Here is a 14880-nt window from a genome sequence, read left to right as displayed (position 1 = left end):
GTCAAAATGGACACTAAAAATCAGAAGTTCAAAATGCTGTTTATCTCTAAGGATAAGTATCCGACGTTTCGAGTGGATGTTGCCGACTTATTTGGCGATAAAATGGTTTCAAAGGGCCATGAGATTGATTGGCTACTGCAATCTGGCAACGACTGCCGTTCTGCATATTCAACGCGCTGGAGCGGCGGAGACGTTTGGGTAGGCCGTACTAACAATGGCACCACCAGATTGGCTCGAGTGAAAAAGCACTGCTTTGGAATTCTTAATGACCTGCGTTTATTCAGTTTGGCGAACAAAGAGCGGTACGATTTTATTCAGGTAAAAGATAAATTTATTTCTGCGCTCATTGGTTTGGTGGCTTCAAAAATTTATGGCACACGATTCTTTTTCTGGTTGTCGTTCCCTTATCCAGAAGAGGCGCTTCTGAACGTAAAAGAGGGGACAGCCCGCTACCCTGTTTACAGCTACATTCAGGGGCAAGTTCTTAAATTTGTCCTCTATCACATGATTGGTCGTTATGCGGATCACATTTTTGTGCAGAGTGAGAAGATGAAGAGTGATGTCGCTGAAGAGGGCGTTCCTTTAGAAAAACTCACAGCCGTACCCATGGGGGTGTCTGTTGAGAATGTCAGCGTAACGCCAGCCACAGAAGACTGTTTGGTTGATAAAAGCCGGTTTGCAATCGTCTATCTTGGCACCTTAAACAAAACACGAAAACTTGAATTTGTGGTGAGTGTTTTCGCAAAGGTTAGAGACGTATTACCCCATTCTATGCTCTATTTCGTTGGCGATGGAGACGACCCATCTGACCGCAAATTGCTTGAGTTTGAAGCAGCAAGACTCGGAGTCTCTAACGACGTTGTGTTCACCGGCTTTTTGCCAAGAGAGCAGGCGCTGGCCTATGTGAAAGAGTCAGATGTCTGTTTATCTCCCTTTTTTCCAACGCCCATTCTGAACTCGACTTCGCCAACGAAGCTCATTGAATATATGGCAATGGGGGCTGCGGTGGTAGCAAACGACCACCCCGAACAGCGTCTCGTTATAGCAGAAAGTGGTGGTGGAATATGCGTGCCTTATGATGAAAACAAGTTTTCTGAAGCGATTGTTTATCTGCTTAACAACCCCGATACAGCACAAGAAATGGGGCGTAACGCCCGGCAATATGTATTGGAAAAGCGCAGTTATAACGTGATCGCAGACAAATTAGAGGAAACCTACCTTAACCTGTGTCATACACCATAAGGATGAAGCAACCTGCTGATAGAGGTAACGCGTATGCAACGTTTAGTATATGCATTGATTATTGCAGTATTCTTTTTTGACTATATCGCCTCACAAACAGGGGCTGGGCGTGCTATTGCGTTAGTTCCTGAGCTGCTATCAGGTCTGGCTACCGTACTTATCATCTTTGAGTGGGTACGCAGTAAACAGATTTTTATCAGTGCCAAATATATCTTCATTTTTATACTGTTCTGCTTACTGGCGGTGATTGGGGTTGTACTAAACGATGTTGAGCCCGGCGCTATTGTTGCGGGTATAAGAAACCACTTTAAGTTTGTACCGTTTTTCCTTTTGCCGGCACTGTTTTATTCAACCGATAAAGAGCTTAGCGTTCAATTTAAAGTAGTGCTTATCATATTGTTGATACAGGTTCCGCTTGCCTATTTTCAGCGCTATATTCAGTACCCGAACAAGTTAACCGGCGATGTAGTGTCCGGGACGGTCGGTATCTCATCAATATTATCAATACTGTTGATTTCTTCGATTGCCATTCTTGTTGGTTTTTATTTCAAGAACCGAATTCCCTTACGGTGGCTAGCCATTTTATCCTTGTTTTTATTCTTGCCCACGGTTATTAACGAGACAAAAGGAACGCTTTTCCTACTGCCTATCGCGTTATTTGTACCGATGTTTTTTGCCATGATTAGTAATCGCTCAAGAATTAAAAATATATTACCGATGATTTGCATCAGTAGCCTTCTAATTGGCGGATTTGTCGCTCTATATCACCAGCCCAAAGAAGAAAAAGAACAAAATATTATTAACTTTGTGACTGAAGGGAAGATGCAAAAATATCTGTATAAGCAGAATACCGAGGGTGATGTAACAACCATCGGTAAGTTTGACAGCATTGTTATTGCGCTAAACCATATGAGTCAGAACATACCTAAACTTTTCTTCGGGTTGGGTATCGGCAATGTGGCTCCTTCGTTTTCTGAAAAGTTCTCAGGTGAATACAGCGAGTCTCATGTTCGGTATGGCGTTAATATTACGTCGATAGGCTATCTAATTTGGGAGACAGGCCTTATCGGGTTAATACTAATTCTGTGTGGCTGCTATTTTGTTTTCTCTGATGCTATTTATCTTTCGAAATCTGAAACGATATCGGGTGACTTTGCTATTGGCTGGGCGGCAGTGATGGTCATTTTTACGGTTTCGCTTATGTACAAAAATATCCTGGTAGAAAATGTAATTATCTATCTGGTCGCGTACTTTTCAGGGGTTATTGCATCGCGTAGACGGTATTTGCAATATGGCTTTACAGGTGAGCCAAAAACGGCATAGATCCAAGTTGGTTTAGACCCACACTGGTATAGAACTACACTAGTGCAGTCATAAACTGACATAGCCCTGACTAATACCAGAATGTTCGTTAGCACGGCATTGACCTTTCTAGGTCTCAGGCATCCTGAAGCCTCTGGGAGCAGAAAAGCAACAGGTGTTATATGAAAAAAGTGAGTATCGTTATCCCGGTATATAACGGTGTAAATACCATACAGCAAACTGTAGATAGCGCCTTGTGTCAAAGCTACCCAAATACAGAGGTTATTGTGGTCGATGACCACTCCAGTGATGGCACCTGGGCGCTACTCAATGAACTTTATTCAGATAAAGCCATGCTTATAAGGCACTTGAAAAATAGCGGAGGGTCAGCTGCCAGGAACTCAGGCGCCAATGCCGCATCGGGAGATTACATCGCTTTTCTTGATGCTGATGACGAATGGTATTCCAGTAAGCTACTAAGCCAGGTCAGGCAGATAGAAAACTCTGAACTTAACAACTGTGTAGCTGTTTACTGCAAAGCCCATAACGATAAGCTTGAAGTGTTAGGCGAAAACCATACTGGTCAATTTATTCGCGAAGTGTTTTGCGGAGAAGCCAGCATTGTCAGCTCGTCAGCACTTCTAATAAAGGCCGACGTTTTTCATAAAATACACGGTTTTGATCCGTCGTTTATGCGCCATCAGGATATCGAACTGGTTATCAGGCTTATGAAAGAAGGCAGTATTGATATAGTGAACGAGCCATTGTTTAGAAAACACTACTCCGGTGATGCATCAATGCGGGCGGTTATTCAGGGGATATCGCGCTTTTGGCGAACCTTTGAAAACGATATTGCCACGCTGAGTGCACGAGATAAAAGGATGGTATACGCGAGAGGGTATTTACGGTTCTTCGAAGTGGCGTATAAAGAAAACCAGTATTATAAATCCATTAAATACTTCTTACGCTCTTTGCTTTGCACTCCACGAGCACTCTGGAAGAAAAAGGGAGAGTACACCTCTAGTCTTAATAAACGATTGTCTTGGTAGCTAACATATTGCTCACCGACTAAAATCAGGATTGGCTGGAAATAGTGAGCTACTACAAGTGATAGTTTGCGAGAGTCAGGTAGAACGAACGCATACCTCCTTGTACGCTATTATTCGGTACCCTTTTTGTCAAAAGGCGCTACTGAACTCTATCTATATTAACGATCTTTGGATGCTTAGGTGGAGATGTAGAGGTACCTTTCTCCTCAAGCTCAAGCGCTCCAATATCCAGTTTATAATCAGAGACAGCGAGGTTAACGCCTGCACCGTCTGACCAGGAAATACTTCGATCCAAGGTGATTTCATTTCTGCTGATATCGATGCCTTTTACCGTCACGCGCTCCGTGCCTACAGCGATCACATCACCGTCTACAATGCCGTTCCCGTCACTAAAATAACTCGCATCATCAACGGGGACGACTGTACCTGAACCCTTGGATCGTGTGGTGGTCAAATCACCCGCCTGATCAATGCACCGGCTTCCATCAGACAACATAAAATGTTCTCTCGAACTAGGGGATTTATTCACAAAATCAGGTTGTTGCTGAACATTCTTAAAAAATGTTTTAGGGTGATTGTCTTCGTAGTTATCGAGCGAAGACCGGGAATCAGCACCACTGAAAACCTGCTGATTGGAGGCATTTTCGTCATAGGCGATGCAGTTGTGAGCAACAATATTGCCTAAGTGGGGGTCTCCGTAATAGCCCTTGAGGCTTTTATCAAAGTAAATCTCTACATCTCTACCGCTGGATGTTGGCCTGTTTCTGGCCTTAAAAACAATGTTATTTTTGAACACATTGTTTTTGGGCGCGCTGTATTGAGAGTCAAATGAGGCTACTTCCCAAGCAGGCCCCCCAATGTTGTAATACGTATTGTTGTATATCTTGTTGTACTGGATGATTGGAGATGACTTAAATAGAACCGAGCGCATTGCTGCACCCTGGCTGGTAGAGTTAATAAAGAAATTTCTTCTGACGATCTGGTATGTACCGCCAATTTTTGTAATTCCCACGTCTGCCTGGTCTACTGATTCAGGAATATTGGCAAAGATATTATTTTCAACCAAGTTCCTTTTGCCTTTCCTTAACTCAATGGCTCGGTTACCCACCTTATCACCAGACTTGATATCGCCTTTTTTAAAGGAAAACGATGAGCCGTCGTAGACTTCCCAAAAGTTGTCATAGTAGTTATCCCTAATCACATTGTAACTTCCTTCTATGAGCCCTAAGTCATGGCCAGATCTCTTAAATACATTTCCCTGAATAAGGTTGTGGTCATTGCCTGACTTTATCCACATCATACTGCCGGAGTCATCATATTCGCCCTTCCATGGTTTAACATTCCATACACCATTATATTCAACGTGATTGTTAAGGATTTGGTTGTAATCTGAATTATTGATAAACCGAAACGCCGAATATCCCTTAGACCGCATGAGCTTCGAGTTTTTCAAAATAACATGGGTGGTTCCGTCAAAGAGTATCCACTGGTTGTATTTACTATCTTCATAGATTCCACCTCCATCAGCATCTATTCCGTCGATGGTTATATATTTTTTGCCGACCAGGGACATAGGCGAGTTAATTGATTTCGTTGGTCTGAATTCAGGGGTTTCAGAGGGGTATGCTTGATAAATAATGCGTTGGGATTCCGAGGTTCCAGAGCGGGAAGGGGCGATCTGCTCATTTTTGTAATTACCCCCTCTCAGGATGGCTTTATCGCCAGGTCTAAGTTGAGCGTTTGCGTAGCTAAGGCTCCATGGGTCACTCTTGCTGCCGCTTCCTTCTCCGCCACTTGGATGGACATAATAGTCTTCTGCAAATGCAGGCAGGCTTACGAGTATAAGCACACCAATGTTAAATCTGTTAATCATCACCGCATACCTCTTGATTAAACGAGCTATAGCTATCAATACACCCTTCACATGGTTATATTATTGATCAAAAATTATACAGAAAGTATAGTACATGTTACACCTCCGTCATTTTTTTAAGTGATATTTCGTCTGTCTTATTGTTGGTTAAAATATTTAACATAATCGCGGTTAGTCAGGCGGATAACTGGTCATATATTTGCTTCATTTTACGGCCAACAATGGGTGCAGAATAATTCTCGGTGGCTCTCTCTTTATTCATCTCGCCAAGCTGTTTCAGGCGTATCCGATCCTGAGATACGCGCAATATGCTAGCCTTAATATTACTGGCCGATACGTGTTTTGGTATTTGCTGATAGGTGCATTGCAACAGCTCTGGAATGGCTCCTACAGGGGTCGCAAGAATGGGCAGGCCTGCAGCCATGGCTTCCAGTATGGCTACCGGGCAACCTTCACCATGGTATGTCGGCAGAATAAACAGGTCTGAGCTTTGAAGTAGTTGGGCTTTTTTTTCTCCGTGTAGATATCCCGTCAAATCGATATATTCAGACATATTGTGAGCGCTAATCCAGTGTTCTATTTCCGTCCGAATAGGGCCATCACCCGCAAGTATGAGTTCGTAGTCAGTGTTCTCGGCAATGATTTGTTCGAACGCCTCTAGTAGCTCGAAGAGACCTTTCTCTTTAACAAAGCGGGACATAAAAAGAATCTTAAACTTATCGTTATACAGGCGGGGCGATAGTTCGTTTGAGTCTGTCTGGTTGTTCGTTACTTCATTGTTATACATTGTGGTTGAGACAATAATCTTCTCTCGATCTATACCCAATGAAACCAACTCTCGCTTAAAGTCTTCTGCCAACACGGATACCACGGCGGCTTTACCAAATGTCTGATTAAGTAGAAACGTGCGTAGTTTGCTGCGCTTAACTTTTATAAGCTCACTATTGTTCCAACCATGAATGAATACCAAAGATTGTTTAACTCTCATTAGTCTTAACACGAGAAGAAAAAGGCCGTCCCTCACAAGGGAGCGTTTATCAAAAGAGGGGTTAATGTGAACCACATCGTATTTGGAGTTAATCAGTTTTCGGATCAGACGAAGCACATCGCTAAGTGTTGTTAAAACGGCAGAGAAAGCACCCGCAAGTTTTGCGGTTCTTCTACCTATATAGAAATCTTCAAACTTAATGGACTGATTGAGTGTGGACTTTAAGCTGGCCACGTATTCAACTACGCCGCCACCCCAGTTGGACATCGGCATGAAGATAAGTACTTTCTTTGTTTCGACCACGGCACCTATACCTCAGAGTTAAATTATTAAAAAACAGTAAGATAAAGCGGTAATCGTATAACTTGGAATAATTTTCAAGGAGGGGATTACAAGTGCACACAGCCTAGGCATAACCAACCACCTCAGTCGCTTTATTACAAAGAAACAAGATATGTCCGAGATAACACTTAGGCGTAGAAAAATCTCAAAATGAGATTAATGCGTATTTTTATTGTTCCCTAAATATAGTTGTAATTCTGTTTCTGTCTAGAGAATGCCAAATAATTATGGCCAATTTTTTAATCAGTTATCTTGTTCTTTAATCTTGTTGATCTAGACTTAATGCAGCTCGATAACAATAACGATAGGGCGACTTAGTATAGTTGCAGCCTGGATCTGACTAAGGTGCTAGGTTTGGCCTAAAGCGACGGGCTTTGCCCAAAACGATAGCTAAAAAAAGCGTCGTAGCAACAGGTGATATAAATCTCAAATCGGCATTTTGTTTATCTTAATCAGGTAGGGTAAACCTATGTCGGCAGCACTTATCAAAAAGTCACAATGGTACTGGAACCGTCTGAGTTGTATGACGCCTCCAGAGCTGGTTCACCGGGTGCACAATACGCTGTATGCACAATTGCAGAAGTCAGGTCTGTTCCTGGATAAGGATGTCCCCAACGCTGAAATAACCAATAAGGCCTGCGTTTGGCTTAATATGCCTGATGCGCTTTCTAGTGACTATTGCAAATCGGCAGACCTCATTTTAAGCGGCTATTTATCTATTTTTGAATGTAGTCACATATATGTTGGTCACCCACCAGTATGGAATAAAAATCCCCGTTCTGAACATCTATCGCCTCTGACCTTTGGTAAAACCCTTGATTATCGAAATGAAGCGTTAGTCGGCGATATAAAATATTTGTGGGAACCCAGCAGACATCTTCACCTCGTAACCATTGCTCAGGCATACGCAGTCTCAGGGGATGATAAGTACCTTGAAGCGATCAAAGTACAACTTTCATCATGGTTTGAGCAGTGCCCTTATATGATGGGGGTACATTGGAGTAGCTCGTTAGAGCTAGGCATTCGGTTAATTAACTGGAGTGTGGTCTGGCAGCTCATTGGCGGGACTGAGTCGACTTTGTTTTCTGGGAGTTCAGGTAAAACGTTTTTACATGACTGGCTCGCATCGATCTATCAGCACACTAGATTTATAACCGGCCACTACTCACGCTTTTCTTCTGCTAATAATCATTTGATGGGCGAAGCCTCGGGTGTCTTTGTGGCTGCACTTACCTGGCCGTACTGGAAAGACAATGAACCACTCATTGAAAGCGCGCAAAAAATCATTGAACAAGAAGTCGAGAACCAGATTGCGCCTGACGGAGGAGACCGGGAGCAGACCACGTCCTATCAACAATTTGTACTGCAGTTTTTGTTGATATGTGGTGTTGCTGCTAACAAAACAGGCTATAAGTTCTCAGAAAATTACTGGAGAACGATAGAAAGAATGATTGAATTTATCGCTGCAATGATGGATCGAGAAGGGAATGTGCCCATGATTGGGGACGCAGACGATGGCTATGTCGTCCGGCTGTCGCAGGAGCCCCAATGGAACCCTTATCGGTCGCTGCTAGGTATCGGCTCGATTCTATTCGATAGAGATGATTTTGCGTCGATGGGTGGCCAAGTAGATGACCAATGCCGCTGGCTCATTGATAGAGAAAAATATGCCAGCGCTGCAAATAAAACCATGCTGACATGGATAAAAAGCTCAAAACGTTTCGGAAGAGTACAGCGGGACTTAGAGATTACATCGTTTCCCGATAGTGGTTACTACATTATGACTCACCGGTCGGGTATGACTAATGAAGTGAAGGTCATCATTGACTGTGGCCCCTTAGGTTACCAGGGCATTGCAGCCCATGGCCATGCAGATGCGCTGTCGCTTGTGCTTAATTACGGCGGGCTGGAGTTTTTAGTTGACCCTGGCACTTATGCGTATCATACCAAGAAAAAATGGCGGGAGTATTTTAGAGGCACATCAGCACATAATACCGTACGCGTCGACGGGGTTAGCCAATCGGTTAGTGGTGGCAACTTTATGTGGACTCACAAAGCTGAGGCAGACTGCAGCCAGTGGGAGAGTGGCGATAGCAAAGACATTTTTACCGGTCAACATAATGGTTATCAGCGGTTAGATGACCCGGTTACTCATATTAGAACCATTACGTTTAATAAAGTGGCTAACCGCATAGATGTTGTCGATCGGCTTGAGTGCAACAAAGAACACAGGGTTGATCTTTTCTGGAATTTTGATGAGCACTGTATTGTTGAAAAAAACACCAGAATGAGCACGACCACCAAGGAGGGCGTATCAACCTCTGCCTACATCGCGAGCAACCAGGATAGGAAAATAGGCATTTCGATCAATGGCAAGAATGTGATAACCAGCTTGCATAGAGGAGAGGAGCTTCCCCCATTAGGTTGGGTGTCGAGGCAGTACGGCAAAAAAGTCCCTTCGAGCACCCTCAAGTGTAGCGGTACGATCACTGGGACCACGGAAATCAAGACACTTATCTTGTTATAGATAAGTGGTGGGAGTGATGTTTATGTTTTCGATTGCAATTGCAGCAGAGGCAATTGTAGTCATGACTTTTTAGAGCAGTCTTCTACGCCATTAAAAGGTACTTCTGCATAAGGGGTTTGGGGTTGCGTCAAGTCGGAACTTGGTATTTCCTACATTTTTAAAAGAGAACACCAAGTTCGACGGTAATTAATGATACTGACTGGTAATAGTGTTGGCTAAGCCTATCAAGGTATGTTGAGGGCTTTCCAGCAAGATGTTAAACCCTAGTTCTTCACAGGCAATGCTGGTTTTTGGGCCAATACTAGCGATAGGAATCGACTTCAAACTGTTATGATGTTCAGTGAGTTCAGGAAAAGAAAGTAAATTGAACATTGCAGATGGTGATGTCACCGCGATACATGAGATGCTGCCTGAAGCAATGCTATCACGAACATAATTGGGTAAAGTGGGAGGCTTTTGATTTTTGTATACTGTCACTGGAGTAACTTGATTTCCAAGAGCATCTAGCTGATTCATCAGCCAATCATCAGATCGATCACCCATTGTTAACAGAACCTGTTGGCGTGTAATCCCCTTCCTCCTAAAGCTATCTACAATACCTTTTGCAGCAAATACATCCGGCATCAAATCAACAGTAAAACCATATTTTTCAACAATTTTAGCGGTAGCAGGCCCCACTGCACAGACTTTTTTTGCCTTCATAAAGTAGTTGAGTATTCCTTGTTTTTTGAGAGACTCGAATAAAATATGCACTGAGAATCGTGAATTGAAAATAATCCAGTCATAATAGCCTGAAAGATAGTCCAAATTTACGTGCTTCGGGTGTTCGATAACCTGAATCATTGGGCAGCCAATAATGCGCCATTGATGACTGCGCAATTGTTTGGAGAACCCAGATGCTTCTCGTAGAGATCGAGTGAGCAATACTGGGTCGGGAGAGAATGATAGCATTATAGTGCCTTCTTAGTTTCTGTATTATAGGATGTTTGATATTTGCAATGCATATGGACTATTTGCTTCTTTGTTCAACGATATCGATCCGTAATGTTTCAACCTGACCGCTTGGCATCGGCCACTGAATTTGATTGCCTTCTCGCAAACCAATCAAAGCGCTTCCAACAGGGGATAAGATTGATACGCGTTTAAGGTCTATATTAACCTCTTGGGGCGGCACAATCTGAACCACGTGATGTTCTCCTGACACCAGGCTTGTGTAATTTACAATTGAATACACCATTACGACATTTTTTGGCATGGCGGCGGGATTTTCAAAAAGTTCTGCGTTACGCAGCTCTTCGTCAAGCAACTCGATGGATAAGTTATCAAAGTCTTTTGAGCTTGAAATTAGCGACGAAATAGTATTGTAGTCTTGTTGAGATATATAGACACGGTTTGAGTGCTTTATCATGATGTACCTTGAGCGTCTTATTAACAGTAAGAAAGAAGCTCGGTTTTGTGCTAACCGAACACCTTGTAGAAAGTTAAAGTAAATAAAGAATGTGCTTTGGCGACCAGCAGAAAACTAGCCGCCGAAAGTGAGTAAGGCACGAGCAACTCGGGCCGTATAAGACAAGTACTGGGGAGTAAGAAGTATTGAATATATATTCATCATGTTTAAGACACTAGCATGAATTCTGCGTCTTGGTCAATAGAAATGGGAGTAGTACGTATAAATTAGAAAAAAACAATCTACACGTCTATTACTAAACTTCAATGGCAATCTCATAAGGAGATATAGGCCATGTGGGGTCAGTGAATGGCCCGCTGACCTCAAAGGTAACACCTTGATGTCGGTGGCCTGCGGGGCCTCGCTGAGAGCTAAAGTATAGGCGCTTAAAGTCTGGCGTAAATGCCAGCCCGGTAATTTCTGACCCTGCATGGCCGGCAACCTTGATAATGGGGGTTGCAGCGCCATAGTGATCTAGCGCCACAATTTGCATGTTCCCCCTGTCTTCTGCAACCAGTAGCTGGCCAAATGGCATAACCGTTATATCATCAATCCCCGACAGGGTTTCGGGCTGATCCTCCAATGCCGAATAGATAACACTGATGTCGGTTGTTCTAACGTCATATTTCCATACTTGACCACTGTTTCTAGTCGTGAAATAGATACAGTGATTGTTATAGACAATACCTTCTGCACCTTTAAACTGAGTGCTAGTTGGCTGCTGGAAGCGGGTTTCAGCGCTTTCGGCTGAAGGGTCTTTGATATCGAGCCAAACCAGTTGATTGTTTTCCAACCTTGCTACTTGTAACAAGCCATCGTGTAAATTCAGGTGGTTATTTTCGTCTAAGCCATTGGGTAGATAACGGTATAACCTTCCATCGTCTTTATAGTCTTCGGTTAGGTAGACCACGTTTCTATCGGTATCAAAAGCCACGGCCTCGTGTCTAAATGTTCCCAATGCAGGCAGCACCCTAGGCGGCTGCTTGCCATAGGGGTCTGTTTCCAACACTTGACCTTCAGGTACTTCTTCGCACGATAGCCACGTACCCCAAGGGGTTACGCCGCCATTACAGTTCCTGGACGTGTTACTCAGAATCGAGTAAGCATCGACAATTTGCCCTCTATGATTAAAAGAAAGCGCGCTTACACCGCCTTCGCCATCTTTTATTTCGCTATTTGACACATATATCCAGCCATCATGCTTTGGAAACGTAGCGCCGCCATCAGGTAATGAATGCCATTCAATTGATGAATTTTCGACTGGTTTTTCGCCTGACACTGCAACGACACGCGCAGTGAAGCCTTTTGGTAGATAGAGCAGGTGTTTGTCTGGGCCGAATATTCTACAACTGGTGATTGAGAGAGGCAGAACCATGGGGCCTGACAATGCAGCTAAATACCCTAAAAAGCTCCTTCTATTCATGGTTCACCTACACGTATTGACTTCCATTGGTATCAAGAGGTACTAAGTGGCTTCTACGGCCTGGTAAGCCGCCAATAGTTTGGGGACTTCATGCTCCCATTCAAGTTCTTGTTTGACCCTGTTTTGTCCATACTGACCCATTGTAGTTCTTAATTCATCGTTTTCGAGTAGTTGAACAATTTTGTTCGCTAAATCTATAGGGTCATTTTTATTGGCATATAACGACGCTTGCTGCGCAGAAACCCGACCTTCGGTTAAATCAAACTGAACGATGGGTTTACCAAGCGCCATATACTCCATAATTTTATTCATGGTCGACTTATCATTCATTTCATTAGCGATATCCGGGTTAACACAGATATCTGCCGTATTTAGCATTTCAAGCAGTTCACTATCCGGCACACGACCTGTGAACGTTACATAATCGTCGACTCGAAGTTCTACCGCTAAACGTTTTAGGTTTTCAATCTCCGTGCCTCCACCAATAAGCCCGAGATGAATATCATCACGCTTTCGGGTGTGAACGATATAAGCGAGCGATTCCAATAAGAGATCAATACCTTCCTGCTTACCCATCACGCCAACGTATCCAATCAGGTATCGCCTGCCTTTTTTAAGCGACTCAACAGGTGGTATTATTTTTAAGCGGTCGAGACTTGGCCCGCTTCTGACCACAAACACTTTGTCTTCGGGCATACCTCCCCGTTTAACGGCTATCTGTTTGTACGAATTGTTGGTTGCGATCGATATGTCTGCTGTACGGTAAGTCAATCGTTCAAAAAACAACATTAGTCGGTAAAAGAAATCGCGTTTTCCAAATTTTGCTTCGTATAGCTCAGGGTTAATATCGTGATGATCAAAGACAAATTTTTTGCCTAACAGCTTAAAAAATAGTGCCACGATAAATATCAGGTCAGGTGGGTTACAGGCATGGATTACATCAAACCCTCTCGTGAACAGCACCCGCCAGGCCAATACAAACTCCCAGAACAGTGCGGTTGAGTATTCGCACAAATAGCCTAATGCGCCGTCAGCCTCAAAAGGCAGTGGGTGCCGATAGATATGGATGCCGTCAATAACTTCGTAGCGTTTCTCATACCCCTTACCTGTCGGGCATATAATCGACACTTGATACCCGGAGTCCCTTAATGTGGTGGCTTCCTGCCATACTCGGCGATCAAAGGGGAGGGGGAGATTCTCAACGATAATGAGGACACGAGATATTTTACCAGCAGATGCCATCGTACTTACCCTCTTGGCTTCGAGTATCAGATATACGCACAAAATCGACGACGACCTGATCTGGCCGTGTTTTGCCCAGAACCTGACAGAACTCCTGAGCATTGTTGCCGATAACAACGGTTTCTGCGTGCTCCATAACTTCATCCATGGAGTCAACCATGAGTCGAGAGATATGTGGGATTTTATTGAGTATATAATCTTTGTTTGCACCACTGATGGTGGCCAAATTGACGTTGTAGTCATAGAGTTTTAGGTCATACCCCTTTCCCAGTAAACTCTCGATAACTTCAACGACGGGGCTCTCTCTCAAATCATCAGTTCCTGCCTTAAAGCTAATACCCAAAATGCCCACTCGTCTATGTCCTTTAGACGTGATCATATCCACACCGCGCCGTATATGGCGCTCGTTGTCATGGAGAATTGAGTTGATAATGGGGAGCGTGAGATCCAGGTTTTTACTTTTGTAGGCGAGGGCTCGCACGTCCTTTGGCAGGCATGAGCCGCCAAATGCGAAGCCTGGTTTAAGATAGTTTGACGATAGGTTGAGCTTACGGTCACTACAAAAAATATCCATTACTTTATGACCGTCAATGCCTACCGCTTTGCTGATTAAACCAATCTCATTGGCAAAGCCGATCTTAAGCGCATGCCAAACATTATCCGTATACTTGACCATCTCTGCGGTAGCCAGGTCTGTTTGAATCAATGGCGCCTCAAGCCCTTCATAAAGAGAAGATACAATTTGACAGGTCTTCTTATCACTTGAGCCAATGACCGTTTTAGGAGGGTGATAAAAGTCATAAATGGCAGTCCCTTCTCTAAGAAACTCGGGGTTGATGCATATTCCAAAGTCTTTGCCTGCGTGTTTGCCAGAGGCATTTTCCAAGGTGGGAATAACAATATCGCGCATTGATCCGGGCAGCATCGTACTGCGAACCACAACGGTGTGATATTGTTTTTTATCCTGGAGTGCCGTCCCAATCTCTTCGCATACCCGCCGCACATATGAAAGATCGAGGTTACCATTTAGCATACTGGGCGTGCCGACGCAGATTATTGAAAGCTCAGTGTCTCTGACAGCATCCGTTGTTTTGGTGGTTGCTGAAAGTAGGCCATCATTGACACTTGACCTGATGATCTCACCAACATCTTTTTCAATTATAGGCGTCAACCCACTGTTAATTAAATCAACTTTGGTTTGGTTAGTATCTACACCAATGACAGTGTGGCCATTTCGAGTAAGGCAAGCTGCTGATACAGACCCAACGTAACCCAAACCCATAACGCTTATTTTCATTTTTTAATCCTCGTTGAATAATTATTCTGATCAAACAGAGGATTCAAAAACTGATAATTCCGAGTGCCTTTTAATCATTATTATTTTTTTAGAAGGGGCTGTTTGTTGGTTATAAAAACAACGTAAGCAGCCCTAAAATGGGATCAGT

11 protein-coding genes are annotated in these 14880 nt (G+C 43.5%); 4 read left to right on the top strand and 7 right to left on the bottom strand.

All coding sequences use genetic code 11. The annotated features are described in order from the left end of the window. Positions 1 to 6: 6 nt before the first annotated feature. The 3 genes from MY523_RS07360 (at position 7) to MY523_RS07350 (ending at position 3593) form a co-directional block, all read left to right on the top strand. On the top strand, positions 7 to 1242 hold the full coding sequence (locus MY523_RS07360; RefSeq protein WP_250658138.1) for a glycosyltransferase family 4 protein: 1236 nt from the start codon (positions 7 to 9) through the stop codon (positions 1240 to 1242). 33 nt (positions 1243 to 1275) lie between these two features. Further along, the gene (locus tag MY523_RS07355; protein WP_250658137.1) at positions 1276 to 2565 is read left to right on the top strand and encodes a hypothetical protein; all 1290 of its coding nucleotides are present in this window, start codon (positions 1276 to 1278) and stop codon (positions 2563 to 2565) included. A gap of 161 nt (positions 2566 to 2726) precedes the next feature. Continuing rightward, on the top strand, positions 2727 to 3593 hold the full coding sequence (locus tag MY523_RS07350; RefSeq protein ID WP_250658136.1) for a glycosyltransferase family 2 protein: 867 nt from the start codon (positions 2727 to 2729) through the stop codon (positions 3591 to 3593). A gap of 139 nt (positions 3594 to 3732) precedes the next feature. Here the strand turns inward: MY523_RS07350 and MY523_RS07345 are convergent, their stop codons facing one another. Together MY523_RS07345 and MY523_RS07340 are read right to left on the bottom strand one after the other, a co-directional pair. Then, positions 3733 to 5466 carry a polysaccharide lyase domain-containing protein gene (locus tag MY523_RS07345; protein WP_250658135.1) on the bottom strand — a complete coding sequence of 578 codons (1734 nt, stop codon included), beginning with the start codon at positions 5464 to 5466 and terminating at the stop codon, positions 3733 to 3735. Between the two features lie 175 nt (positions 5467 to 5641). Continuing rightward, complete coding sequence (locus tag MY523_RS07340) at positions 5642 to 6757, bottom strand: glycosyltransferase family 4 protein (RefSeq protein WP_250658134.1); 1116 nt, start codon at positions 6755 to 6757, stop codon at positions 5642 to 5644. A 508-nt stretch (positions 6758 to 7265) separates the two neighbouring features. On the opposite strand from MY523_RS07340, the gene MY523_RS07335 reads away from it, so the two are divergent. Further along, positions 7266 to 9323: a heparinase II/III family protein gene (locus tag MY523_RS07335; RefSeq protein WP_250658133.1), complete on the top strand. Its 2058-nt coding sequence runs from the start codon at positions 7266 to 7268 to the stop codon at positions 9321 to 9323. Positions 9324 to 9509: 186 nt separating this feature from the next. Here the strand turns inward: MY523_RS07335 and MY523_RS07330 are convergent, their stop codons facing one another. From MY523_RS07330 to MY523_RS07310, 5 genes are all read right to left on the bottom strand, one after another. After that, positions 9510 to 10274, bottom strand: a complete 765-nt coding sequence (locus tag MY523_RS07330; RefSeq protein ID WP_250658132.1) for a uroporphyrinogen-III synthase — start codon at positions 10272 to 10274, stop codon at positions 9510 to 9512. A 58-nt stretch (positions 10275 to 10332) separates the two neighbouring features. Further along, positions 10333 to 10731: a GreA/GreB family elongation factor gene (locus MY523_RS07325; RefSeq protein ID WP_250658131.1), complete on the bottom strand. Its 399-nt coding sequence runs from the start codon at positions 10729 to 10731 to the stop codon at positions 10333 to 10335. A gap of 295 nt (positions 10732 to 11026) precedes the next feature. Next, a complete protein-coding gene (locus tag MY523_RS07320) occupies positions 11027 to 12193 on the bottom strand; it encodes an alkaline phosphatase PhoX (RefSeq protein ID WP_250658130.1) in 1167 nt (388 codons plus the stop codon). 42 nt (positions 12194 to 12235) lie between these two features. Further along, on the bottom strand, positions 12236 to 13435 hold the full coding sequence (locus MY523_RS07315) for a glycosyltransferase family 4 protein (protein ID WP_250658129.1): 1200 nt from the start codon (positions 13433 to 13435) through the stop codon (positions 12236 to 12238). Beyond that, positions 13419 to 14732 carry a nucleotide sugar dehydrogenase gene (locus MY523_RS07310; RefSeq protein WP_250658128.1) on the bottom strand — a complete coding sequence of 438 codons (1314 nt, stop codon included), beginning with the start codon at positions 14730 to 14732 and terminating at the stop codon, positions 13419 to 13421. Before MY523_RS07310 ends, MY523_RS07315 begins: the two co-directional genes overlap by 17 nt. Positions 14733 to 14880 lie beyond the last annotated feature (148 nt).

This window comes from Alkalimarinus coralli, assembly GCF_023650515.1.
GTDB classification, from domain to species: Bacteria; Pseudomonadota; Gammaproteobacteria; order Pseudomonadales; family Oleiphilaceae; genus Alkalimarinus; species Alkalimarinus coralli.
Note: the sequence above shows the minus strand (reverse complement) of the source record. Positions and strands in the feature narration are given on the sequence as shown.